26 protein-coding genes and 1 pseudogene are annotated in these 22,919 nt (G+C 68.3%); 12 read left to right on the forward strand and 15 right to left on the reverse strand.

Features of this window, described 5'->3' with window-relative positions; all coding sequences use genetic code 11:
- The first annotated feature begins 111 nt into the window (after positions 1 to 111).
- Positions 112 to 2,943 carry a preprotein translocase subunit SecA gene (secA, locus tag ACM6LR_RS14220; RefSeq protein WP_414943937.1) on the forward strand — a complete coding sequence of 944 codons (2,832 nt, stop codon included), beginning with the start codon at positions 112 to 114 and terminating at the stop codon, positions 2,941 to 2,943.
- A 49-nt stretch (positions 2,944 to 2,992) separates the two neighbouring features.
- On the opposite strand, the gene ACM6LR_RS14225 is transcribed toward secA, so the two are convergent.
- Entirely contained in the window at positions 2,993 to 3,508 is a 516-nt protein-coding gene (locus ACM6LR_RS14225) for an Rv3235 family protein (RefSeq protein ID WP_414939480.1), read from the reverse strand.
- 138 nt (positions 3,509 to 3,646) lie between these two features.
- Here ACM6LR_RS14225 and ACM6LR_RS14230 point away from each other — a divergent pair, with 138 nt between their 5' ends.
- Positions 3,647 to 4,036, forward strand: a complete 390-nt coding sequence (locus ACM6LR_RS14230; protein ID WP_414943938.1) for an HAD-IA family hydrolase — start codon at positions 3,647 to 3,649, stop codon at positions 4,034 to 4,036.
- 69 nt (positions 4,037 to 4,105) lie between these two features.
- Here ACM6LR_RS14230 and ACM6LR_RS14235 read toward each other — a convergent pair whose 3' ends face one another.
- Positions 4,106 to 4,882, reverse strand: a complete 777-nt coding sequence (locus ACM6LR_RS14235; RefSeq protein ID WP_414939478.1) for a TrmH family RNA methyltransferase — start codon at positions 4,880 to 4,882, stop codon at positions 4,106 to 4,108.
- Positions 4,883 to 4,916: 34 nt separating this feature from the next.
- Here ACM6LR_RS14235 and ACM6LR_RS14240 point away from each other — a divergent pair, with 34 nt between their 5' ends.
- Together ACM6LR_RS14240 and ACM6LR_RS14245 are read left to right on the forward strand one after the other, a co-directional pair.
- Complete coding sequence (locus ACM6LR_RS14240) at positions 4,917 to 6,323, forward strand: WS/DGAT/MGAT family O-acyltransferase (RefSeq protein WP_414939477.1); 1,407 nt, start codon at positions 4,917 to 4,919, stop codon at positions 6,321 to 6,323.
- Complete coding sequence (locus ACM6LR_RS14245; protein WP_414939476.1) at positions 6,320 to 6,811, forward strand: DUF6912 family protein; 492 nt, start codon at positions 6,320 to 6,322, stop codon at positions 6,809 to 6,811. Before ACM6LR_RS14240 ends, ACM6LR_RS14245 begins: the two co-directional genes overlap by 4 nt.
- Before the next feature lie 96 nt (positions 6,812 to 6,907).
- Here ACM6LR_RS14245 and ACM6LR_RS14250 read toward each other — a convergent pair whose 3' ends face one another.
- The 4 genes from ACM6LR_RS14250 to rsgA form a co-directional block, all read right to left on the reverse strand.
- Entirely contained in the window at positions 6,908 to 7,702 is a 795-nt protein-coding gene (locus ACM6LR_RS14250; protein ID WP_414939475.1) for a hypothetical protein, read from the reverse strand.
- 71 nt (positions 7,703 to 7,773) lie between these two features.
- Positions 7,774 to 8,454 (reverse strand): hypothetical protein, encoded by a 681-nt coding sequence (locus ACM6LR_RS14255; protein ID WP_414943939.1) that lies wholly within the window; start codon positions 8,452 to 8,454, stop codon positions 7,774 to 7,776.
- A gap of 398 nt (positions 8,455 to 8,852) precedes the next feature.
- Complete coding sequence (locus ACM6LR_RS14260) at positions 8,853 to 9,749, reverse strand: hypothetical protein (RefSeq protein ID WP_414939473.1); 897 nt, start codon at positions 9,747 to 9,749, stop codon at positions 8,853 to 8,855.
- A gap of 60 nt (positions 9,750 to 9,809) precedes the next feature.
- Positions 9,810 to 10,820: a ribosome small subunit-dependent GTPase A gene (gene rsgA, locus ACM6LR_RS14265; protein ID WP_414939472.1), complete on the reverse strand. Its 1,011-nt coding sequence runs from the start codon at positions 10,818 to 10,820 to the stop codon at positions 9,810 to 9,812.
- A gap of 101 nt (positions 10,821 to 10,921) precedes the next feature.
- On the opposite strand from rsgA, the gene ACM6LR_RS14270 reads away from it, so the two are divergent.
- Both ACM6LR_RS14270 and ACM6LR_RS14275 read left to right on the forward strand, forming a co-directional pair.
- Complete coding sequence (locus ACM6LR_RS14270) at positions 10,922 to 11,680, forward strand: SOS response-associated peptidase (protein WP_414939471.1); 759 nt, start codon at positions 10,922 to 10,924, stop codon at positions 11,678 to 11,680.
- Entirely contained in the window at positions 11,677 to 12,285 is a 609-nt protein-coding gene (locus tag ACM6LR_RS14275; RefSeq protein WP_076159797.1) for an alpha/beta family hydrolase, read from the forward strand. The genes ACM6LR_RS14270 and ACM6LR_RS14275 overlap by 4 nt, the downstream gene beginning before the upstream one ends.
- On the opposite strand, the gene ACM6LR_RS14280 is transcribed toward ACM6LR_RS14275, so the two are convergent.
- Positions 12,235 to 12,798: a hypothetical protein gene (locus ACM6LR_RS14280; RefSeq protein ID WP_414939470.1), complete on the reverse strand. Its 564-nt coding sequence runs from the start codon at positions 12,796 to 12,798 to the stop codon at positions 12,235 to 12,237. The genes ACM6LR_RS14275 and ACM6LR_RS14280 overlap by 51 nt on opposite strands.
- Positions 12,799 to 12,982: 184 nt before the next feature.
- Positions 12,983 to 13,459, reverse strand: coding sequence for a Cys-tRNA(Pro) deacylase (gene ybaK, locus ACM6LR_RS14285; protein WP_414943940.1), 477 nt, complete (start codon positions 13,457 to 13,459; stop codon positions 12,983 to 12,985).
- 190 nt (positions 13,460 to 13,649) lie between these two features.
- Here ybaK and ACM6LR_RS14290 point away from each other — a divergent pair, with 190 nt between their 5' ends.
- Both ACM6LR_RS14290 and rsrA read left to right on the forward strand, forming a co-directional pair.
- Positions 13,650 to 14,288 (forward strand): sigma-70 family RNA polymerase sigma factor, encoded by a 639-nt coding sequence (locus ACM6LR_RS14290; protein WP_414939564.1) that lies wholly within the window; start codon positions 13,650 to 13,652, stop codon positions 14,286 to 14,288.
- Positions 14,285 to 14,608, forward strand: a complete 324-nt coding sequence (rsrA, locus tag ACM6LR_RS14295) for a mycothiol system anti-sigma-R factor (RefSeq protein ID WP_020631335.1) — start codon at positions 14,285 to 14,287, stop codon at positions 14,606 to 14,608. Before ACM6LR_RS14290 ends, rsrA begins: the two co-directional genes overlap by 4 nt.
- A 69-nt stretch (positions 14,609 to 14,677) precedes the next feature.
- Here the strand turns inward: rsrA and ACM6LR_RS14300 are convergent, their stop codons facing one another.
- Positions 14,678 to 14,752 (reverse strand): 50S ribosomal protein bL37, encoded by a 75-nt coding sequence (locus ACM6LR_RS14300; RefSeq protein WP_369299112.1) that lies wholly within the window; start codon positions 14,750 to 14,752, stop codon positions 14,678 to 14,680.
- 106 nt (positions 14,753 to 14,858) lie between these two features.
- Between ACM6LR_RS14300 and ACM6LR_RS14305 the strand changes: the two genes are divergently transcribed.
- A complete protein-coding gene (locus tag ACM6LR_RS14305) occupies positions 14,859 to 16,382 on the forward strand; it encodes a sensor histidine kinase (protein WP_414939468.1) in 1,524 nt (507 codons plus the stop codon).
- Positions 16,383 to 16,653: 271 nt separating this feature from the next.
- Here ACM6LR_RS14305 and ACM6LR_RS14310 read toward each other — a convergent pair whose 3' ends face one another.
- Together ACM6LR_RS14310 and ACM6LR_RS14315 are read right to left on the reverse strand one after the other, a co-directional pair.
- The gene (locus ACM6LR_RS14310; protein ID WP_026466945.1) at positions 16,654 to 16,908 is read right to left on the reverse strand and encodes a WhiB family transcriptional regulator; all 255 of its coding nucleotides are present in this window, start codon (positions 16,906 to 16,908) and stop codon (positions 16,654 to 16,656) included.
- Positions 16,909 to 17,181: 273 nt separating this feature from the next.
- Positions 17,182 to 18,108: a diacylglycerol/lipid kinase family protein gene (locus ACM6LR_RS14315; protein ID WP_414939467.1), complete on the reverse strand. Its 927-nt coding sequence runs from the start codon at positions 18,106 to 18,108 to the stop codon at positions 17,182 to 17,184.
- Positions 18,109 to 18,389: 281 nt separating this feature from the next.
- Between ACM6LR_RS14315 and ACM6LR_RS14320 the strand changes: the two genes are divergently transcribed.
- On the forward strand, positions 18,390 to 18,890 hold the full coding sequence (locus tag ACM6LR_RS14320; protein ID WP_414939466.1) for a hypothetical protein: 501 nt from the start codon (positions 18,390 to 18,392) through the stop codon (positions 18,888 to 18,890).
- Between the two features lie 323 nt (positions 18,891 to 19,213).
- Here ACM6LR_RS14320 and ACM6LR_RS14325 read toward each other — a convergent pair whose 3' ends face one another.
- Together ACM6LR_RS14325 and ACM6LR_RS14330 are read right to left on the reverse strand one after the other, a co-directional pair.
- Complete coding sequence (locus tag ACM6LR_RS14325) at positions 19,214 to 19,696, reverse strand: GNAT family N-acetyltransferase (protein ID WP_414943941.1); 483 nt, start codon at positions 19,694 to 19,696, stop codon at positions 19,214 to 19,216.
- A gap of 1 nt (position 19,697) precedes the next feature.
- Positions 19,698 to 20,291 carry an acid phosphatase gene (locus ACM6LR_RS14330; protein ID WP_414943942.1) on the reverse strand — a complete coding sequence of 198 codons (594 nt, stop codon included), beginning with the start codon at positions 20,289 to 20,291 and terminating at the stop codon, positions 19,698 to 19,700.
- Positions 20,292 to 20,354: 63 nt separating this feature from the next.
- Between ACM6LR_RS14330 and ACM6LR_RS14335 the strand changes: the two genes are divergently transcribed.
- Entirely contained in the window at positions 20,355 to 20,825 is a 471-nt protein-coding gene (locus ACM6LR_RS14335) for a hotdog fold domain-containing protein (protein ID WP_414939463.1), read from the forward strand.
- A gap of 84 nt (positions 20,826 to 20,909) precedes the next feature.
- Here ACM6LR_RS14335 and ACM6LR_RS14340 read toward each other — a convergent pair whose 3' ends face one another.
- Positions 20,910 to 21,587 (reverse strand): hypothetical protein, encoded by a 678-nt coding sequence (locus ACM6LR_RS14340; protein ID WP_414943943.1) that lies wholly within the window; start codon positions 21,585 to 21,587, stop codon positions 20,910 to 20,912.
- A 274-nt stretch (positions 21,588 to 21,861) separates the two neighbouring features.
- On the opposite strand from ACM6LR_RS14340, the pseudogene ACM6LR_RS14345 reads away from it, so the two are divergent.
- Positions 21,862 to 22,159: pseudogene (locus tag ACM6LR_RS14345) on the forward strand (GMC family oxidoreductase); the annotation flags it as partial.
- Here the strand turns inward: ACM6LR_RS14345 and ACM6LR_RS14350 are convergent.
- The gene (locus tag ACM6LR_RS14350; RefSeq protein ID WP_414939461.1) at positions 22,125 to 22,730 is read right to left on the reverse strand and encodes a dTDP-4-dehydrorhamnose 3,5-epimerase family protein; all 606 of its coding nucleotides are present in this window, start codon (positions 22,728 to 22,730) and stop codon (positions 22,125 to 22,127) included. The pseudogene ACM6LR_RS14345 and the gene ACM6LR_RS14350 sit on opposite strands and share 35 nt — an antisense overlap.
- Positions 22,731 to 22,919 lie beyond the last annotated feature (189 nt).

A 22,919-nucleotide genomic window follows, 5' to 3' on the forward strand; every position in this document is an offset into this window, starting at 1 on the left:
AGGTGTTCCCTACGATGGGGGTCGGACGGCGGTGCGTAACCCGGCGCCGCCGCACAAGACTGCCCGGGATCGGCTCGGGTGCGATCACAATCAGCTAGTGAGGTCGACCGGATGGTGCTGAACCGCCTGCTCCGCGCGGGCGAGGGCAAGATGGTGAAGCGGCTGCGCAACATCGCCGATCACATCAACACCCTCGAAGACGACGTCAAGGGACTTTCGGACACCGCGCTGCGGGCCAAGACCGACGAGTTCCGTAAGCGGAACGCGGACGGCGAGTCACTCGACGACCTCCTGCCAGAGGCGTTCGCGGTGGCGAGGGAGGCGGCCTGGCGCGTGCTCGGCCAGCGGCCCTACGACGTCCAGGTGATGGGTGGCGCGGCGCTGCACCTCGGCCAGGTGTCCGAGATGAAGACCGGTGAGGGCAAGACCCTGACCCAGGTGCTTCCGGCGTACCTGAACGCGCTGTCCGGCAAGGGCGTGCACGTCATCACGGTGAACGACTACCTCGCCAAACGTGACGCCGAGTGGATGGGCCGTATCCACCGCTTCCTCGGCCTCGAGGTCGGCATCATCCTGGCCGACCAGACGCCGGAGGTCCGCCGTCAGCAGTACGGCGCCGACATCACGCACGGCACGAACAACGAGTTCGGCTTCGACTACCTCCGCGACAACATGGCGTGGAGCCTCGAGGACTGCGTGCAGCGTGGCCACAACTTCGCGATCGTCGACGAGGTCGACTCGATCCTCATCGACGAGGCCAGGACGCCGCTGATCATCTCCGGCCCGGCCGACCAGTCCTCGCGCTGGTATGTCGAGTTCGCCCGGATGACCCCGCTGATGAAGGCGGACATCCACTACGAGGTGGACATCCGCAAGCGCACCGTCGGTGTCACCGAGAAGGGTGTCGCCTTCGTCGAGGACCAGCTCGGCATCGACAACCTCTACGAGGCCGCGAACACGCCGCTGGTCGGCTACCTGAACAACGCGCTGAAGGTCAAAGAGCTCTACAAGCGCGACAAGGACTACATCGTTCGCGACGGCGAAGTGCTCATCGTCGACGAGTTCACCGGCCGCATCCTGCACGGGCGCCGCTACAACGAGGGCATGCACCAGGCGATCGAGGCGAAGGAAGGCGTCGAGATCAAGGCCGAGAACCAGACTCTCGCCACGATCACGTTGCAGAACTACTTCCGGCTCTACGACAAGCTGGCCGGCATGACCGGTACCGCCGAGACCGAGGCGGCCGAGTTCCACCAGACCTACAAGCTGGGTGTGGTGCCGATCCCGACCAACAAGCCGATGGTCCGCGCCGATCAGGCCGACCTCATCTACAAGACCGAGCAGGCCAAGTTCGAGGCCGTCGCCGAGGACATCGCCGAGCGGCACGAGAACGGCCAGCCGGTGCTGGTCGGCACCACGAGTGTCGAGAAGTCCGAGCACCTGTCGAAACTGCTGCTCAAGCTGGGTGTCCCGCACGAGGTCCTCAACGCCAAGCACCACGACCGGGAGGCGCTGATCGTCGCTCGCGCCGGTCGCAAGGGTGCGGTCACGGTCGCCACCAACATGGCGGGCCGCGGTACCGACATCGTGCTCGGCGGCAACCCGGACCTCATCGCCGACGAGGTGCTGCGCGAGCGCGGCCTCGACCCGGTGGAGCACTCCGAGGAGTACGAGGCCGCTTGGCCGAAGGTGCTCGAGGACATCCGGGCCGAGACGAGGGCCGAGGCCGACGAGGTCCGCGAGGCCGGCGGTCTGTACGTGCTCGGCACGGAGCGACACGAGTCGCGCCGGATCGACAACCAGCTCCGCGGTCGTTCCGGCCGTCAGGGCGACCCGGGCGAGTCCCGGTTCTACCTCTCGCTCGGCGATGAGCTCATGCGCCGCTTCAACGCGACGATGGTCGAGCGGGTCATGACCACCATGCGGCTGCCGGACGACGTGCCGATCGAGCACAAGATGGTCTCCAAGGCGATCAAGAGCGCGCAGACGCAGGTCGAGCAGCAGAACATGGAGATCCGCAAGAACGTCCTCAAGTACGACGAGGTGATGAACGAGCAGCGCAAGGTGATCTACGCCGAGCGCCTGCGCGTCCTCGAGGGCGAGGATCTTCGCGAGCAGATCGAGCACATGCTGGTCGACGTCATCAACGCGTACGTCACCGAAGAGACCTCTTCGGGCTACGCCGAGGACTGGGACCACGAGAAGCTGTGGACGGCGCTCAAGACGCTGTACCCGGTCAAGGTCACTTGGAACGACCTCAACGCGGACGACGACCTCGACTCCGAAGCGCTGCGCCAAGCGCTGCTCGACGACGCCCACCGCGCGTACGACGAGCGCGAGGCCGAGATCGACGGCAAGGTCGGCGAAGGCGCGATGCGCAGCCTGGAGCGCCAGGTGATGCTCACCGTGCTCGACCGTAAATGGCGTGAGCACCTCTACGAGATGGACTATCTCAAGGAGGGCATCGGCATGCGGGCCCTGGCGCAGCGCGATCCGGTCATCGAGTACCAGCGCGAGGGCTACGACATGTTCCGCGCGATGCTGGAGTCGCTGAAGGAGGAGGCCGTCGGCTTCCTGTTCAACCTCCAGGTCGAGCAGGCCGAGCCCGCCGCGCCGTCGCCGGAGTCCGCGTCCGCGCTGCCCGCCGGTGTCGGCTCCGGGAACGGCCAGGCCGCCAACGGCGATGGACGGCACGCCCGCCCGACGCCTCCGCAGGGGCCGGCGACCGACACCGAATCCGTGCCGTCCGCCTTGCGGGGCAAGGGGCTCGGCGGCGGTTCGCAGTCCGGGCTGACCCTGTCGGGCCCGTCCGAGGACGGCGGCGTCGAGTCGCATTCGGACGGTGGCGACAGCGACGGCGGTGACCAGAACGGAACCCGCCGGGAGCGTCGTGCCGCGCAGCGCGCCGCCCAGAAGAAGGGCAAGAAGGGCCCGCGCCGCTAAACGCAATGACAAAGGGCCCTCATCGCACGCAAACGGTGAGGGCCCTTTGTCATGCCGCGATCCGGAGCGCGGAAACGCGTCGCGGCGGCTTCAACAGGTTGAAGCGTGTGCACACCCAGCCTGTCGACGTCCGCTCGAAGCGCGCGGCCAGGGCGAGGAAGCGCTCGTTCTGTTCGACGGTCGCGCAGGCCTCGATGACGCCGTCCGCCGGATGACACAGGTGGATCGACTTCGGCCGATAGCCGCCCGGCGGACGGCGACGGCCGCGGTCGAGCAGCGCGCTGTGGAGCGCCGGGTCGAGGATCGGCTGGACCTGGACCGCCGGACGGCGTCCGTCGCAGGCTTCGAGGATGGTGGTCAGCAGCCTGCTCACCTGCCGCCCGTCCAACGTGTCGGCTGCCTGCCGCGGCCGCGGTGCCTCCGCGAACCGCTCGCCTGCCAGCGGCAGGTCCAGCATGAGCTGGTTGTCCGGCGGCGACACCCGGTGCGTCAGCCTGCTCGGGCGGCCCGCGAGCCGGTACGGCGGTTCATACGGTTGAAGCCGTCTCAATACGTACGAAGTCATCAATCGTCCCCCTCCGCGGCCCCCTCGGCCACGCCCATCAGTTAAGGGACCGCCGGTGGGCGACACGGCGACAGGAACCGCCCGAGAGGATGAAACGGGCGGCAATCGCTTGTGGCCGCGCGCGGGTACGGTGGACGGGTGCTGAAGGGGCTGGTCGTCGACTACGTCGGGGTGCTGACGGACGCGGGAGCGGACGAGCTGTACGCCTTCCTGCGGGCCGCCAGGTCACGCGGCATCAAAACGGCCTTGCTCTCGAACGCCCCCGGCGCGTCGGAAGAGGCCAAACGCTCACTGGACCCGTTCTTCGACGCGCTCGTCTTCTCCGGCGAGGTCGGCGTGGCCAAACCCGAACGCGAGGTCTACCTGCTCACCGCCGGGCTGCTCGACCTGCCCGCGGACCGGTGCGTGTTCGTCGACGACGCCGCGCACAACGTCCGCGCCGCGGTGGCGGCGGGGATGGCGGGAGTGCACCACACGTCGGTCGAGGAGACGCTGACCGAGCTCGGCGCTTTTTTCCCGGCGGGCTGAAGGGGCCCTTCACCGCATGACATGCGGTAAAGGGCGCTTTACCGGCGTCTGATGCGGGGAAAGTCCCCTTCAGTCGCGGTCCGAAGCGCGGGCCCGGCGGACCAGTTCGAACGAGAGCACGGCGGCGGCCGCGGAGACGTTGAGCGACTCGACCTCACCCGGCATCGGGATCGACACCCACTCCGTCACCAGTTCGCCGACCTCGGCGCCGACGCCGTTCGTTTCCCCGCCCAGCACGAACGCCGCGCGCTGCGGCAGTTCGACGTCGAACACCGAATCCCGGGCCGAAGCGCCCAGTGCGTAGATCCCGTACCCGGCTTCGGTGAGCATTTCGGCGGCCTCGCGTGCGCTGCCGCATCGCAGCACCGGAGCGCGGAACGCGACCCCGGCCGAGGCCTTGACCACCATCGGGTCGAGGGCGGCGACCCCGCGCCGCGGCACCACGACACCCTCCAGCCCGGCGGCGGTCGCCGTGCGCAGGATCATCCCGACGTTCGCCGGGGTGGTGATCCCGTCGAGCAGCAGCACCCGCGACGGCGGCCTGCCGTCGGACAGCGCCGCGTGCAGGGACCGCATGCGCGGCGCGACGACGTCGGCCAGCACTCCCTGGTCCTGCTTGCCGTTGCCGGCCAGCACCTTGACACGATGCGCGCTCGCCCGCTGCACCGGGACCCCGGCGGCCTTCGCGGCACGCTGGATCTCGGCGGCGTTCGGCCCGCGCACAGTGTCGGCGAGAATCACCTTGTCCACTTCGAGCGCCGCGTCGTCCAATGCCTCGAGCACCGGTTTCCGGCCGTACACCGTCAGGAACCGGTCCTTCGGCGAGATCACCGACTCATCACCCACACCGGCGAGTGTCCCACTGTGTAAGGATCGGCTCATGCCCGACCGCCTCTCCGCGCTGGACGCCTCGTTCCTGTACGTGGAAGACCACTCGACCCCGATGCACGTCGGCGGCGTGGCGATCTTCGAACGACCACGCGACGGCTTCACCTACGAGCTGCTGCTGGACCTGATCGGTCAGCGCCTGGCGTTCCTGCCGCGCTACCGGGAGCGGGTGCTGGAGGTGCCCGGCCACCTCGCGCGGCCGGTGTGGGTCGACGACGTCGACTTCGACCTCAACTACCACGTCCGCCGGTCCGCGCTGCCGCAGCCGGGCTCCGACGGCCAGCTGTTCGATCTCGTGGCGCGGCTGATGTCGAGGCGGCTCGACCCGGGAAGGCCGCTCTGGGAGGCGTACTTCGTCGAGGGGCTCGCGGGGGACCGGATCGCGCTGGTGACCAAGACGCATCAATCCGTTGTGGACGGGATCGGCACCATCGATCTCGGACAGCTGATCCTCGACACCAGTCCGCAGGAGCCGGAGCCGTTCGACGACAACTGGCATCCGCGCCGGGAACCGAGCCGTACCCAGCTGATCCTCGACGCGGTCGCCGAGACCGTGCAGCGGCCGACGGAACTGGTGGAAAACGTCCGCTCCATCGCCCACGACGCCACCGCGATGGCGGGCAAGGTCACCGAGACGGTCGGCGACGTCGCGTCGGCGCTCAAGACCATGGTCAATCCGGCGCCGTCCGGGCCGCTCAACGTCCGCACCTCCGGCGGCCGCATGTTCGCCGTGGTCCGCACGCGGCTGGAGGACTACCGCGAGATCCGCGCCGCGCACGGCGGCACGGTCAACGACGTCGTGCTGGCGGCGATCAGCGGCGCGCTGCGGGAATGGCTGCTCTCCCGCGGGTCGAGCCTGACCGCGACGACCACGGTGCGCGCGCTGGTGCCGATGGCCGTCCGCGACGCCGAGACGGCCGAATACTCGACACCCGCGCTGCTCGGGAACCAGGTCGACGCCTACCTGGTCGACCTCCCGGTCGGTGAGCCGAACGCGGTCCTGCGGCTGCAGCACATCGGCCACGCGATGGCTGATCACCTCGACTCCGGCCGGTCGGTCGCCGCGCGCGGGCTGCTGACGGTCGGCGGTTTCGCGCCGGCGACGCTGCACTCGCTGGGGGCGCGGGCGGCCGGGTCCATGTCGGGACGCATCTTCAACGTGCTGATCACGAATTCGCCGGGCCCGCAGGTGCCGCTCTACGCGGGACAGGCGAAGATGGTGGAGATGTTCCCGGTCATGCCGCTGGTGCGCAATCAGGCGCTGGCGATCGGGGTCACCTCGTATCACGGCGGTGTCTACTTCGGACTGAACGGTGACCGCAAGGCCGTGTCCGATGTGGACCTGCTAGCCGGGATGATCGAGGAATCGTTGGAAGAGCTGAAGGGTGCGCACTGGTGAGGGTCTTTCTACCGGCGACGATCGCGATGCTCCGTGACCTTGAAACCGCCGGGGAGTTCCGGGCGCGGAGCGGCACGGGATTCGCGCTGACCCCGGCGTTGCGGGAGTCCTACGCCAGCGGATCCGACGAAGAACTGGAGTACGCCGCGCTGCTCGACGCCGCCAGGGCGTCGCTCCGGCTGATCGCGGCCGAGGAGAAGCCCGAGCCGCGGCGGGTGGTGATCTCGGCCGACATCGACGAGGTCACGCTGCGCCCGGATCTCGACGCCGCCGTCGTCCGGCTGGCCGGGCCGGTCGCGATCGCCGACGTCGCCGCGATCCACGTCGACGCGGCCGAGGCCGCCGAGTCCGTGGAGGCCGCCGCCGCGGTGATCGACGAGGCCGACCTCGGCGACCCGGACGCGGAGTTCACCCTCGGCGACGCCGAAGACCACGAACTCGCCTGGTACGCCCCCCAAGAACTCCCCTTCCTGCTCGAACTCCTCTGATTTCCCGCGTTTAGTCCTCTAGTTGCGGTAGTTGCACGTGCAAGGACCGCAACTAGAGGACGAAACGCGGCGTGACGGGCTGGGAACGTGACAGGGTCAGCCCGCCGGGATCTCGCCGATCTGATCCGGCGGCGGCGCCTGGATGTCGGCCCGCGTGTCCCACTCGGTGTAGCGCGTGACGATCCGGGCCATCGCGGCGTCCGGGACGCCCGAAGCGGCGAGGACGGGGGCGAGGTCGAGGATGATCCGCACCGGACGGTGCGCGTCGTCGAGCCAGACCTCCATGGGGATCTTCCCGAGCTTGCCGTTCAGTTCCCCGATGGCCTCCGCCGACAACCCGGCGGGCAGATCGCCGCCAAGCGTGGCCATGTCGACGTCCAGCCGGTAGTGCTCGATGGACACGCCGTCGAGGTCGGCGTGCCCGGATTCGGTGAGCGTGCCCGCGCGCCGGACCTGGTCGAGCGCGCGGCCGGGGTCGTTCTGCTTCGCCAGCTGGTCGATACTGCCGCCGACGACCTGCGAGAACGGATCCGCGCCATCGGCGGAGACCTTGATCCAGGGTTTCCCGCTCGGAACGTCCTCACGGGCGCTCTCGGGGACCTTGGCGAAGACGACCTTGTCGACCAGCCGGAGTTCGAGCGGTTCGCCGAGGAAGTCCGTGGTCATGGTCAGTGCGGTACCCGCTCGCGCGACCCGCACCTGCCCTTGGCTCTTCGAGCGCATGGTGCCCGCCGTGACGTCGGTGGCGAACTTCGCGGCCTTGCCGTCGATGGCGGACGCGACCCCGTCGGCGAGCGCGCGGGCGTCGGCGAACGAGACGGTTTCGCCGTCACACGCGCCGAGCAGCGCGCCGAGTGTGAGTACGACGGCGGGCAGGGCCGTTCTCCGCATGAGGACCTGCTTTCAAAGGCGGGCACTCAAGCGAAACACAGCCGGGGACCGGGACCCGATCGGGGGAATGCTCAGCGGCTGTCGCCGACCGCCTCGGGCGGCGGCGCGATGATCACCACGTCCGAGGCCCAGCTGTCGTACTTGACCGTGGCCTTGCCGAGGGTGACCCGCACCGGGCGCTGTTCGGCGTCCAGCCACAACTCGGCCGGGGCACCGCCGAGGTCGAGGACGTAATGCGTGGCGGCCGCGCCGTTCACGTCGGCCTGCTCGGACTTGGTGACCTTGCCGGACTTCGAGATCCGGTCGATCGTACGCGTCGGATCCAGCGTCTCGACGACGTCCGTCATCAGCTCGCCGTTGGCCGAGGACAGCGCGTCCTTGCCGCCGGCGGTGATCTTGACCCATTCCTTGTCGGTCTTGAGTTCCTGGACCTGGGCGTCGGACAGGTGGTAGTAGAGGACGCCGTCGGCGAAGATCAGGTCCCGCTTCTCCCCGGCGATCTCGGCGACCATGGAGAACTTGCTGTTCGGCCCTTCGTAGAGCCCGGAACTGGTCACCACGACCTTGCGGCCGTCCTCAGCGGTGGTTTCCAGCGCGATCTTCGACGAGCGGGCCTTCTGGGTGCCCGCGGCGGTCGCCGCGGCCAGTTGTGCCGCGTCGTTGAGCGGTGGTGCCGCCGGTTCCTCTGCGCCGGAACAGCCTCCCAGCAGCAGGAGAGCGGTACAGACGGCGGCGAATCCGGTGGCACGCATAGGACTCCCTCAGGTGAATGGTCTGTACCACCACCGTAGTGCCTATCGGGTGAACTTCCACCATCCGATTGTCGGGGCCTTCACGGAAGTGGTCTAGCCGACCTCGCCGGCGGGCGGCGGGGAGACGGCGACGGCCATTCCCCAGTCGCTGTAGATGCAGGTCGTCGCCGAAGAGCCGTTCGCCGGGTCGCCCATTTCGAACGACCGCTACCTGACCCCCAGGACTTGGCCGTATTGAGGCGAGACCGTCGTAGAACGCCTTCACCGTGCCCGTGACCGCTTCGGTTCCGAACATGCCGTCGATGATCGTCCTTGACGAGGCGTCCGGGCGGGTGCCGCAGCCCGTGGCCACGAGGGTCAGGGCCGCGGCCACCGCGATCAGCTTGAGCGGGGACGCATCAGCGGCCGCCGGCCTTCTTCATGATCTCCGTCATCTCGCCGACCTGGTCCGCGGGCGGCGCGGTGATGTTCACCGGGACACCCCAGTCGGTGTACTTGACCGTGGTCTTGGCGACACCGTCACCGGGGGCGCCCATGGCCTTCACCAGCGCGCTCTGGTCCGAAATGACCTGCACCGGCAGCTGGTCGGCGTTGAGCCACAGCTCGGTGAGGACGGTGACGTTCTTGCCCGCGAGCTTCGCGTTGAGCTGCTTCAGGGTCTCGGCGGGCAGCGGGATGCCGACTTCGCCCACGATGAGGGCGATGGCCTTCTCGGCCTCGATCTCGATGACGTAGTGGTTGGTCTGCGCACCGTTCAGCTCGACCTGGTCCGACTTCGTGATCTTGCCCGCCTTCGAGACCTGCTCGAGGATGCGGGACGGATCGCTGTCCTTGGCGGCCTTCGACATCATCTTGCCGAGCAGCTGTGAGATCGGGTCCTGGCCGTCGGCCGCGATCTTCACGTACGACTTGTCGGTCTTCAGCTCGGCCTTGTCGGCCGCGTCGAGCTTGAAGAACAGCGCGTTGTCGATGAACAGCATGTCGAGCTTCTTGCCGTCGCTGTCCATGATCATCGAGAGCTTGCTGTTCTCGCCGTCGTACAGGCCCTGCCCGGAGGCCGTGTTCTTCTGGGCGCCGGCGATGGTCTCCATCGTCACCTTGGACGACTTTGCCTTCTTGGTGCTCTCGCGGGTCAGCGCCGAGAGCTGGATCGGGTCGCCGAGCGGCGATGAAAGCGAGCTCTTCGCTTCGGAAGGAGCGGGGGCAGCCGTGCCCGGCTGCTTCTCGCCACCGCAGGCGGACAGCGCCAGGACGGCGGCCGTGGTGATGGCGGCGAGCATGGTTACGCGCTTCAAGTGGACCCCTCAGAAAAGTTGATCTAATCCGAACGGGTTATCGCGCGCGGGCGAAATTAGTTACCGATCGTCGTCATGTCCAGCTCTAGAACCCAAGAGGCGGCGCAAAGAGCCCAATCGCTCCGGGCTGGCGTGACCCTCGATGACCACGTTGTCGAGCGCGCAGTCCGGATCCGCGGGCGGTCCGAGGTGCCCGCAGGCCGAGGGACACTCTTCGGCGGCCGCGGCGAACTCCTCGAACGCGAGCACGATGTCATCGGCGGTCACGTGCGCGAGCCCGAACGACCGGATACCGGGGGTGTCGACCACCCAGCCGCCGCCGGGCAGGGAAAGCGCGACCGCCGCGACCGACGTGTGCCTGCCCTTGCCGACCGCGCTGACCACGCCGGTCGCCAGTCCGGCGTCCGGCACCAGCCGGTTGACCAAAGTGGACTTCCCGACCCCGGAATGCCCGACCAGCGCGGTGACCCGGTCCTTGAGCCGCCCGGTCAGTTCGTCCGGGTACTCGTCGTGCCGGGTGACCACGGCGGGGATGTCGAGGCCCGCGTAGCCGGCGAGGAGTTCGTCCGGGCTCGCGAGGTCGGCCTTCGTCAGGCACAGGACCGGCTTGAGGCCACCCGCGTAACAGGCGACGAGGCAGCGGTCGATGAACCCGGTGCGCGGCGGGGGATCGGCCAGCGCGGTCACGATCAGCAGTTGCTCGGCGTTGGCGACGACCACCCGTTCGTAGGGATCGGTGTCGTCCGCGGTCCGGCGGAGCACACTGGAGCGTTCGTCCACCCGGATGATCCGGGCGAGGGTGTCCGGTTTACCGCTCACGTCGCCGACGATGCCGACGGTGTCCCCGACGACGACCGAGACCCGGCCCATCTCCCTGGCCCGCATCGCGGTGACGACGTGCTCCGGATCGCCGTCGATCGCGCAGGTCCAGCGGCCGCGGTCCTTCCCGATGACCATCGCCGTGGAGGCATCCGCGTGCTCGGGGCGGCGTTTGCTGCGCGGTCTGGTGCCCTTGCCGGGACGGATCCGCACATCGGATTCGTCCAGCCTCTGCCAGTCCTTGCCCGTCAAACCGCCTCCTGCTCTTCGAACACCGCGGAAGAATGATCCCATGCCGCTCGCCATCGACTGGCGAGCGTGTAACGATGACTTTTCGAAGAGGAGGTTTTCGCATGTGCGGGCGTTATGCCGCGACCAAGGACCCCGCCGCGCTGATCGACGAATTCGCCGCGGTGGACCTGACCGAAGGCCGGATCCGGGCCGATCACAACGTGGCGCCGACCAAGGACGTCGCCACCGTGGTGCGGCGGCACCCGCGTGACGCCGACGGCGCGGTGCTCGAAGACGAACCGGCCGTCCGTTCGCTGCGGATGATGCGCTGGGGCCTTGTCCCGTTCTGGGCGAAGGACCCCGGAGTGGGCTCGAAGATGATCAACACCCGCGCCGAGACGGCCAAGGAGAAGCCGTCCTTCAAGAAGGCGGTCTCCTCGCGGCGTTGCCTGGTGCCCGCCGACGGCTGGTACGAGTGGCGGCGCGACGGCAAAGAGAAGCAGCCCTTCTTCATGACCGGCCCCGGCGACGGATCGCTCGCGTTCGCCGGCATCTGGGAGACCTGGCGGCCGAAGGACGACAAGGACGCGGACCCGCTGATCACCTTCTCCGTGATCACCACGGACTCGGTCGGCAGGCTCGCCGACATCCACCACCGCATGCCGCTGCTGATGCCGCGGGAGAAGTGGGACACCTGGCTCGACCCCGACCTGCCCGACGTCACCGAACTGCTCGTCCCGCCCGCCGAGGACCTGGTCGACACGATCGAGCTACGGCCGGTGTCCAGCCTGGTCAACAACGTCCGCAACAACGGCCCGGAGCTGCTGGACCGGGTCGAACCGGCCGCGGAGAGCGCCCTCTTCGATTTGCCGAACTCATGACGAAGCTGGAGATCGACACCGCCTACGGCCCCGCGCGGGCCGAGTTGCACTGCGCCGAGGAGGGTGTCGCGGTGCTGATGCTCGGCCACGGCGCGGGCGGTGGGATCGGTGCGAAGGACCTGGTCGCGGTCACGCGGGCGGCGCAGGCGGCGGGCGTGCACGTCGCGCTCGTCGAGCAGCCGTACCGGGTGGCGGGCCGCCGCGCTCCCGCTCCCGCCACGCAACTCGACACCGCCTGGCTCACCGTCGCCGACGAGATCTCCGAGCGCTTCGACGACCTCCCGATCGTGTTCGGCGGCCGGTCCTCCGGGGCCCGCGTCGCCTGCCGGACCGCCGCGGCGGGCCAGGCGGTGGCGGTGCTCTGCCTGGCCTTCCCCGAGCACCCGCCGGGCAAGCCGGAGAAGACCCGGCAGGGTGAACTGGACGCCGTCGAGGTCCCGACGCTGGTCGTCCAGGGCGAACGTGACCCGTTCGGATTGCCCAAGGCGGGTCCGCATCACGAGATCGTGGTGCTCAAGGGCGACCACAACCTCAGCGCCGACCTCGACGGCGTGTCACGCGCGGCCGCCGAGTGGCTCGAGCGCGTGCTGCGGCCGCTTGCCTGAGAGCCGTCGCCGGGCGTAGTGCACGGTGACGGCGGCCAGCAGCGGACCCCAGAGCACCAGCGGTGCGTAACAGGCGGCCATGACGATGCCGTAGACCGGCGAGTCCTCCCAGCTCCCAGTGGCCACCGAAGAACCGGCCTTCGCCCAGCCGAACAGTCCCTGGACACCGAGCACGGTCAGGGCGATCGCGCCCGCGGCCGCCGGGACGATCGCCGCGAACGGCGGGATCGGACGGCCGCGCAGCCCCGGGATCCAACGCGGCCACACCTCACCCCACGGCCGGACGAGCCCGAGGGTGAGGAACGCGAGGGCCTCGGCGAGGAAGCTCAGGCCGAAGACGTAGGCCGCGCCCCAGCCGGGGATGCCGAACTCCACCAGCCCTTGCGCGGTGAACCCGACCGGGAGGCCGAGTCCCATCGCGATTCGCCACAGCCCGGACGGCAAGGTCACCAGCAGCGTCGCGTGGGCGGCGATGTTCGCCCACCTCGGCACATCGGGCACGGTCTTGGTCATTTCGTGGCTCCCCAGGGGTCGTCGTTCGCTTACCGATGACGATTCCCGAGCGCGGCGGCGTGCTCTTCCCGCTCCGGGCCGACCCGTCTCCCTCATGAGGGTGAACTGCCACCGCCGCAATTAGTCCTCTGGTTGCGGTAGTTGCACGCGCAAGGACCGCAACCAGAGGACTAATCGCGGGGGATCAGCCCGCGATGGGGGCGACGACGGCCCCGGTGAGCCGCACCAGATCGCCCGGCGCGAGTTCGACCTCCAGGCCGCGACGCCCGGCCGAGCAGTGCACGGTCTCGAACTTCTCCGCCGACGCGTCGATCACCACCGGGAGACGGCTCCGGTGCCCGAGCGGCGAGATCCCGCCGAGCACGTACCCCGTCGCGCGCTGAGCGGCCGCGGGGTCGGCCATCTTCGCCTTCTTCCCGCCCGCGGCGGCGGCCAGCGCCTTCAGATCCAGCTGGCCAGTGACCGGCACCACGCCGACGGTCAGCTTCCCGTCGACCTCGGCGACGAGTGTCTTGAACACCCGCGCGGGGTCGAGTCCGAGCGCTTCGACGGCTTCGAGTCCGTACGATTCCGCCCGCGGATCGTGGTCGTAGGCGTGCAGAACGTGCGGCACTTTCTGCTTCGCCAGCAGCGCCGTCGCCGGGGTTCCCTTGCCTGCCATGGGCGGAGTCTACGAGCGGGCCGGGAATGCCCGGCCGGGCGCCGCTGTTGACAGCAACGTGTCCACCACACTGGAAGCTCCCCGAATCCTGATCCCGCGCACGCCGGGCGGCCAGGTGATCCGTCCGCGCGTAAACTCGACGTCGTCTCATGCGCACAAGCGCATCGACGCCGATCGAGAAGGGAACGGTTTGCCGAGCACGCAGAATCCCGCGCCGGACATGGGCACGGACGCCGAAGAGGCGGCCGCGCGGGCCGAGCGCTTCGAGCGGGACGCGATGCCCCTGCTCGACCAGCTGTACTCGGCCGCCATGCGGATGACCCGGAACCCCGCCGACGCCGAGGACCTCGTCCAGGAGACGTACCTGAAGGCGTACGCGGCCTTCGCGTCTTTCAAGGCGGGTACGAACCTCAAGGCGTGGATGTACCGCATCCTCACGAACACCTACATCAACGGCTATCGCAAGCGTCAGCGCCAGCCGGTGCAGCAGCCCACCGAGGAGATCACCGACTGGCAGATCGCCAAGGCGGAGAACCACACCTCCAGCGGGCTGCGCTCGGCCGAGGTCGAGGCCATGGACAACCTGCCCGACGCCGACGTCAAGGAAGCGCTGCAGAAGCTGCCGGAGGAGTTCCGTCTCGCGGTCTACCTCGCCGACGTCGAAGGGTTCGCGTACAAGGAGATCGCCGAGATCATGGAAACGCCCATCGGCACCGTGATGTCCCGGCTGCACCGCGGCCGCGCCCAGCTCCGTGACCTGCTCGCCGACGTCGCCCGCGAGCGGGGCTTCATCCGCGCGGGCAAACAGCAGGAGGTGGCGGGGCGATGACCGACGACTACTGCAGCGGCGCGGACGACAAGGTCAAATGCGAGGAAGCGCTCGCCGACATCTACCTGCTCTTAGACAGGGAGTGCAGCGCGGAACGCGACGCGGCTCTGCGCAAGCACATCGAGGACTGCCCGCCGTGCCTCGAGGAGTACGGCATCGACGAGCACATCAAGCAGCTGCTCGCCCGCAAATGCGGTGGCGACCACGCGCCGGACGACCTCAAGTCCCGGCTGCGGGCCTCGATCCGCCAGACCGTGCAGACCAAGGGCGCGATCACCATCGAGCGCACCGAGGTCAAGATCGAGCAGACGTTCGAATAGCCCGGCTCAAGTCGCACGAAGGCCCCCGTACCGGATCGGTGCGGGGGCCTTCGCGAGCCTGATCGATGATCAGGAGTTGGGCTTCTTGCCGTGGTTCGCGCCGTTCTTCTTACGGTCGCGACGCTTGCGGGCGCGCTTCGACATGTTTCACTCCTTGTCCAGGTGGCCCTCGCGGGGTGATACGACACCGCTGGGCCAGGGTCAACCTCTCCAGTGTGTCATGCGGCCCCCACCCTGCTTGGATGGGGACGTGTCCACCCTTTCCGATCTGCTCGCGGAGAACACCGGCATGTCCGGTGAAGCCGCGGATCATCTCCAGACCGTGGTCGCCGAATGGCAGCTGCTGGCCGACCTGTCCTTCGCCGATTTCCTGCTCTGGGTCGCCGTCTCGGAGGAGCTGCGGCCCGACGGCGGCGACTACGTCTGTGTCGCGCACGCGCGCCCGACGACGGCGCCGACGGCCCATCCGGAGGACGTCGTCGGCTCCCGGTTCACCGTGGACGAGCACCCGCAGCTGGCCAAAGCGAGCCGTGAGGTGCGGATCTGCCGCGAAGAGGACCCGCATTGGTACCGCGACCTGCCGATGCGCCGCGAGGCCATCCCGGTGGTGTTCGGCGGCACGGTGATCGCCGTCCTCAGCCGCGAGACCAACCTGGCGGCTTCGCGGGTGCCGAGCCCGCTCGAGATCGCTTACCTCGGCAGCGCCGGTGACCTGTGCCAGATGATCGTCGACGGCACCTTCCCCAGCCCGGGGAACCAGACGGACACGCATACGAGCCCGCGGGTCGGCGACGGCCTGATCCGCCTCGACCCGACCGGCACGGTGGTCTTCGCCAGCCCGAACGGGTTGTCGGCCTATCACCGGATGGGGCACGAATCCGACCTCGTCGGGCAGCGTCTCGCGCCGCTGACCAGGTCGCTCATCCGTGACCCGTTCGACGCGACCGAGGTGTCGCACCGGATCATCGAGGCGCTCGACGGCAAGCCCAGCAGCCGCACGGAGGCGGATTCCCGCCGCGGTGCGGTCGTGCTGTTCCGTGCGCTGCCGCTGCGCCCGGCGGGGCAGGCCGCCGGCGCCCTGGTGCTGGTGCGTGACGTCACCGAGGTGAAGCGCCGTGACCGCGCCCTCCTTTCGAAGGACGCGACCATCCGCGAGATCCACCACCGGGTGAAGAACAACCTGCAGACCGTCGCCGCGTTGTTGCGGCTCCAGTCACGCCGCACTTCCAGCGAGGAGGCGCGACTGGCGCTCGGCGAGTCCGTGCGCCGGGTCTCGTCGATCGCGCTGGTGCACGAGGCGCTGTCCATCTCGGTGGACGAGCGGGTCGATCTCGACAAGTTGCTCGACAACGTCCTCCCGATGGTCGGCGAGGTCGCGACGGCCGAGTCGCAGGTCGGGCTTTCGCGCAAGGGCTCGTTCGGCGTCGTCGTCGCCGAAATCGCGACGCCGCTGGTGATGGTGCTGGCCGAACTGGTCCAGAACGCCATCGAGCACGCGTTTCCCGGTGGACGGCCGGGCAAGGTCGAACTCGAGGTGGAACGGTCGGCCCGCTGGCTCGACGTCGTCATCCGCGACAACGGGCGCGGGCTGCCCTCGGGCTTTTCCCTGGAGCGCAGTGACGGCCTCGGGCTGCAGATCGTGCGGACCCTGGTGGAATCGGAACTGCGCGGGTCGCTTTCCCTTCGCGGAATGCGCGGGGAGTCGGAGGAATCCGGCGGCCGTCGCGTGGGAACCGAAGCCGCGCTGCGGATCCCGTTGTCACGACGTCTCTAATGGACTGTCCCCTGTGGACTGTCCAACCCGGACACGTTTTAGGGCCGGCGCCTGAAGAGAAGATGGCGCCGGCCCTGTAACGGTTCCGCGGGAGGACTGGGAAGTCCAGTGAAGCCCATACCCCCGTGGGGGTGTGTCGGCCTCGCTTGTTAAGCTCAAGTCGGGTACGTATCACCTCGCGACGCGGAGGCATGAAACCACCGCACCGCGGGATTTCCCGAAGCTTGGGTGTTTATCTGGGTTATTGGTGAAGCTGCTGAGTCTTGAAAACTCAGGCGGAGGTACGCGTGCCGATGTGCGTACGACGGCGCTTCAGGGCCCGTCGCTCGTCCTCGCTCATCCCGCCCCACACGCCTGCGTCCTGCCCGCTGGCCAATGCCCAAGCCAAGCAGTCGGAAGCGACGGTGCAACGGTGGCACACGGATTTCGCCTGAGTTACCTGCGACAGAGCAGGACCGCTGGTTCCCACCGGGAAGAACAGCTCGGGGTCCTCGTCTCGGCAGGCCGCGTCATGGCGCCAGTCCATGTTTCTGAGCTCCTTCATAACGGCGCGGTACTCCGCGCCATAGTCGTCATGGCGGTCGTTTTTTTGGGTGCTTGTGAATGCTTTCACGAAGCACCCGTTTCGACAAGGGTTTTCCGAAGATCGGTGAGTCAGCTCACCCGGCCGAGCGACGTGTCTGACCTGCGGTTTCGTTCCGAAACAGCCTTCCGAAGGGAAGGCCGATGCGGTGAGCGGAGGTTCTGCGTCGATGAGCGGCAGATTGCACTTTGCCGCAGGCGATCAGTGGTCCGGTGCTCAGACGATCACTGTCAGTGCACCCGGGACGCTGAAGAACTCCACTCGGTTCCGCTGGCCGACGAGGTCGCCGTCCACCTGGAAGTTTACCGGTTCATCAGCGTCGATGCGGATCATCGGGAGGTCATCGTGACGAAGGAGACGTCGCCCGCGTTGGTCGCTCTTCGTGATCAATGCCTGCCGTACATGCTTGACCACGGTGGGCAAGCGCAGACCGCTCAACGCGAACAGGCCCAATCCGGTGTCGAATGAGCTGCCCGGATTGAGATGAACGGGACGCTCACCCAAGTAACTCCATGGATCGGTATTCGACACGAAAGCGGTCAGCACTTCGGTGGGCTCTTCACCCGGGATCCGGACGGTGAGGGGCGGGCGGCCAAGCGGAGGCCGCAGATGCGACGCCACCGCGGCCCGCAGATAGAGCCCCGCGGTGGTCTGCTTGCCCCGTCGCTTGGCCACGCGGCCGACGACGTCGGCGTCCCAGCCCATGCCGGCGTTGAAGGTGAACCAGTGGCCGTCGGCGAGTCCGAGGCCGACCTTGCGGCTCCGGTCGTTCTCGATGGCGTTGAGAAGCTGATGGGTCGCTTCCACCGGATCGTGCGCGATTCCCAGCGCGCGGGCGAAGACGTTCGCCGAGCCGCCCGGCACGACACCGAGCATGGGGACGTCGCCGGTCGCGGCGGGATCGCCGTCGGCGTCCGCGAGCAGGCCGTTGACCACTTCGTTGACCGTGCCGTCGCCGCCGTGGGCGACCACCAGGTCGATCCCGTCGCGGGCGGCGGACCGCGCCACGGCCATCGCGTGGCCGCGGTAGTCGGTCTCCACCACATCGAGCTTGACCTGGCTGGCCAGCGCGTGCGCCAGCACGTCACGGCCACCGGCGGTGGTCGAAGTGGCCTGGGGGTTCACGACGAGGATGGCACGCACTACCGCAGGGTAAGTGACGTCGGCCCGAACTAGGGAGCGTCAGGTGACGCGAAGCTCAATGCCCGCGCGTCCTCGAAGCAGCACCGTATAGCCCTGTGGCGGGCGTTCCTCCTCATCGTGCCGCTGTTCCGCCGCTCGTCGTGACAAGTGCACCCGGGCCGACCGCCCGCTCATCGACGACGCCTCCAATTCTTCCCACCCGGCGGCCGGGGGAAACCGGCCGACCGGGTGGCATACGATCGAATGTGCTCACGTACGGTGACCCGCCCTGGTGGAGCGCCGTGTCCGGAAGCCTGGAAGGCTGTTTCGCCGTGTCCATCGCCGACAAACTTTCGCCCGCGCCCCGTGAAGTCCGCCTCGCCGGGGCCGTCACCGCGCTGCCGGGGCTCGTCCTGATCGTGTTCGCGATCCTGCTCCTGGTCGACGGCCAGGCCGGACCGGGGAACCTCCTGGCCGAGGTCGCCTACTACCTCGTCCTCTCAGCCGGAACGCTGGCCTGCGCGGCCGGACTGGTGCTGGGGAAGACCTGGGCGAGGTCGCCCGGCGTGGTCGTCGCGCTGATCCTGGTCGGGGTCGGCTGGTATGGCGCGGGCCCGTCCGGGCAGCCGGCGTGGGGTGTGCCGCTCGCCCTGATCGGCGTCGCCGTCATCGTGCTGCTGTTCCGCCGCCCGTCGCGTGCGTGGGCGCTGGGGATGCGGGAAGGCGAGACCGAGGAAGAGGCCGCTGAACGCGACGGCGCCGCCGGCCGTGCCGCGCGTCGGGAGCGCGAAGAGCGCGATTAGCGTCTCGTGAGGGGCAAGGACGGTTCCGGTGGACCCGTATCACTTACCCACTGAGCGGTGTCGTCCCGCAGGTCTCGCACCGAACGGCGACGCGGCGATTGAGGACGTTGAGCGTCCCCGATCCTCTCTTGATCAAGATCCGGGGTAGGTACGCGAATACGGGTCCGCTCCAGTGCGACTCACCACTCGCGATCCGGCGTCTGATCGGGCCGAGGGCGTCCTTCACCGCATCGGACGAGGTGAAGGGAGCCTTCAGCCCACCGCCGACCCCGCCCACGAACACGACGTGGTTGACCTTCTCCTCGATAAGTGCGGGACATGCCCTAAACCTGGGCGGCCAGCGCCTTGAGTGGTTCGTCGGTGAGCCGGTCCACGGCCCACTCGTCCATCGGCACCGCGCCGAGTGACTTGTAGAAGCCCTGGGCCGGGTTCCAGTTCAGCACCGACCACTCGAGACGGGCGTAGCCGCGCTCGACGCAGACGGCCGCCAGTGTCGCCAGCAGTGCCTTGCCGAGGCCGGAGCCGCGCTGTTCGGGGCAGACGTAGAGGTCTTCGAGGTAGATGCCGTGCACTCCGCGCCAGGTGGAGAAGTTGAGGAACCAGAGCGCGTAACCCACGATCTCGCCGTCGACCTCGGCGACGTGCCCGAACAGCGCCGGTGCCTCCCCCAACAACGCGGTGCGCAGCTGCCCGGGCGTGAGGTGGCATTCGTCGGGGGCGCGTTCGAACTCGGCGAGGTCGTACACGAGCTGGACGACGGCGTCGACGTCTTCTTCCCGGATTCGCCGGATACGGTCGTCGGCCATTTCAGTCCTCTGCGGTGGGGAGCAGGTTGAGGTGCTCGATCTGGGGCTCGCCGCGCTCGTCGCCGAGTACCGCGACACCGGCCGGGTCGAGTCCGAAGTGGACGCCCGCCGTCGACGGCAGTCCGATCCAGCGCGCGACCAGGACGCGGCTGAAGTGCCCGTGGCCGATCAGGATCACGTCGCCCCGTCCGAGCGGCTCCCGGACCCGTTCGATCAGCTTGTCCGCGCGGGCGTTGACGTCCTCCGCGCTTTCACCGCCCGGGATCGGGTGCGACCAGACCGTCCATCCGGGGACGGTCTCGCGGATCACCGGCGTGGTGACGCCTTCGTAATCGCCGTAATCCCATTCAGCCAGCTCTTCGGTGACCTCGTCAACGCGCAGTCCGGCCAGTTCGGCCGTCCGGAGCGCGCGGGTGCGAGGGCTGGACAGGACGAGCGCTGGGCTGCCGCCGAGCACGGCGCGCAGGGTGCCGCCCGCCGCGCGGGCCTGCCCTTCGCCCGAGGGGGTGAGCGGGATGTCGGTGCGCCCGGTGTGCCGTCCGTTGACGGACCACTCGGTCTGACCATGCCGGAGGAGGAAGAGCCGATGAGCCACGGTTGCGAATATAGCCTGCGGTCCAGTTATGCTACTGATGAGTAACATGATGAGGAGACCGTGATGGCGCAAAACCCGACCTACGCGATGTGGAACCGGCTGGCCGGGAAGCCAGTCGGCAAACAGCTGTTCTCGGCGGCGATGTGCCTGCGTGTGCCTTACTTCCGGACGGTGCTCCCGTCGGTGCGCGACCTGCGTCCCGGCCGGTGTGAGGTGACGGCCCCGAAGTGGTGGGGTGTCTACAACCACATCAAGACTTTTCACGCGATCGCGGCATGCAACCTCGCCGAGATCGCCATGGGCATGCTCGCCGAGGCGACCGTCCCGACGACGCATCGCTGGCTGCCCAAGGGGATGACGGTCTCCTATGTGGCGAAGGCCGAGACCGGCCTGCGGGCTGTCGCCGAACTCCCGGAACTGCCGGAATTCGGCGACGAGGGCTTCGAACTCCCGGTGCCGGTGACGATCACGGACACGAACGGGAAGCCCGTCGTGACCGCGACCATCACCATCTGGGTGACCAAGAAAAAGTAAGGCGCCCGCCTCACTTCGCGTTTCGTCCTCTAGTTGCGGTCCTTGCGTGTGCAAGGACCGCAACTAGAGGACGAATTGCGGTGGTCAGAGGGGCTTGAACTGGACATAGGTCACCTGTTTGAAGGTGTTCGCCCCGCTCGGCGACGGCAGTCCGAGCAAGCGGTCGGCTACTTGCGCCAGGTGTCCGCAGCCAGTGGTGCGCGGAAAGGCGAGCTGGGTGTCGATGACGCCGAACTTCACCGTCGTCGGGTTCTGCGAGATCACCTCGAAGGGCACCGCGGGATCGTCCTTGACCACGGAGCGGAGCGGCGCGTCGAACGTGCCGACCGTGCATCCCTTGGGCAGTAACGGATGCCGCAGGACCCCATAGAGATCCAGTTCGCCGTGACGTTCGTCGTTCGACAGGAAATCCGAGTAGCCGCCGTACTCCAGCTGCATGGTCGCGCCGAAAGTGCCTCGGAGCCGGGCGGGAGCGTGACGCAGTTCGCCGAACACCTGCGCGTACTTGCCGTTCACTTTGCCCTCGGAGAACGTCAGCCGCATCTCTCCGAGCGGGATCTCACGGTCGCCGATCGTCAAGACTCCTTGGGAGACAAAGGCTTCGCAACGCCAGGTCCCCGGGTCGGCGTTGACGGGCGGGGCGGGGCAGGCGGAGAAGTCGAAGTCGGGCAAGGGGGATGACGCCGCGGAGGCGTGGCCGGGCAGGACGACGAGGACGGCGGCGGACAGCGCGGCCGCGGTCGCGGCGAGAAGACGTCTCATGACCGGAAAGACTGGTCTGCTCCGGTCTGGGTCACATCGGGGAAGTCCCCCAGGGGATCCCGGAATCGTCACGTTCGGTTGAGATTAACGGTGTTTACCCCACTGTCGCGCCGCGAGTTCCTCGGGTTCACCGCACTCGACTCCGCCGCCGCTCTCGGGCTCACCAAGATTTCCATCGCGCGGGCCGGGTCTCGGCTTCGCCGAGGCGGAGTACGGTGACCGCGGCGCCGTAACCGGTGCCTACGACGACGGCCGTCGTGAATCCCGGCGCCGCTTCGACAAGGTCGACCGGGCGAATCGCACGGTGTACCGGAGTGACCCGTTCGGCGATACCCGGTCGTTCGAGGACCGATTCACCGGGTTTGGTGCTGGGTAAGGCCATCGACCTGTACGGCCGGGTGAAGGGCTACCGGAACCTCTGCGTGACCGCGGGATCGCTGATCCCGGACAGTACCGGGGTGAACCCCTTCGTGACGATCACCGCGCCGGTGGAGCGGAACGTGGAACGCGTGCCGCGGGAGGACGTCCTCGGCTGGCTCAGCCCTCGGCCCGCAACTTCTCGTAGAATTTGACGCATTCGTCGTACTGCGGCAGCAACCCCTGCTCCAGGGCCTCTTTCAGGTAAGGCGCGTCAGTGTCCTTTTCGGACACCGCGGGTTCGATGTCCTGCGGCCACGGCAGTGCGAGGTCGGTGTCCATCGGGTTGATGCCGTGCTCGCCCGCCGGGTTGTACGGCTCGGAGCAGAGATAGGCCATGACCGTGTTGTCTTCGAGCGCCATGAAGGCGTGGCCGAGGCCTTCCGCGATGTAGACCGCCTTGTACTCGGCGCTGTCGAGCAGCACGGACGTCCACTCGCCGAAGGTGGGCGAGCCGACGCGGACGTCGACGATGACGTCGAGCAGTGAGCCGCTCGGGCAGTAGATGTATTTCGCCTGTCCGGGCGGGGTGTCCGCGAAGTGCAGGCCGCGGATGGCCCCGCGCCGGGAAACGCTGGTGTTGGTCTGTGCCAGGCGAAGCCGATGGCCGACCGCTTCGGCGAACGCCTCCTCTTGGAACGGTGCCACGAACAGACCGCGGTGATCGGGGAAAACGCGAGGGGTGAACTCGAAACAATCGGGGATGCTGAGGAGCCTGGCTTGCATGCCCCCATGCTAACGAGGGGTTCCCAAGCCGGACGGACGTCTTGCTAACCTCTTCTGAGCTGCGGAAAGCCGGGCAAGTTTGTGACATCAACCGCACCAGAGGGGCACACTGGTCCGTACGCCTGTCACAATGATCCGACCGCTGCGTCCGCGGCCGTCGCCACACCCACGGCACCGATGGCCGATTGG

It is taken from the genome of Amycolatopsis sp. cmx-11-32 (assembly GCF_047608695.1).
Classification (GTDB): Bacteria; Actinomycetota; Actinomycetes; order Mycobacteriales; family Pseudonocardiaceae; genus Amycolatopsis.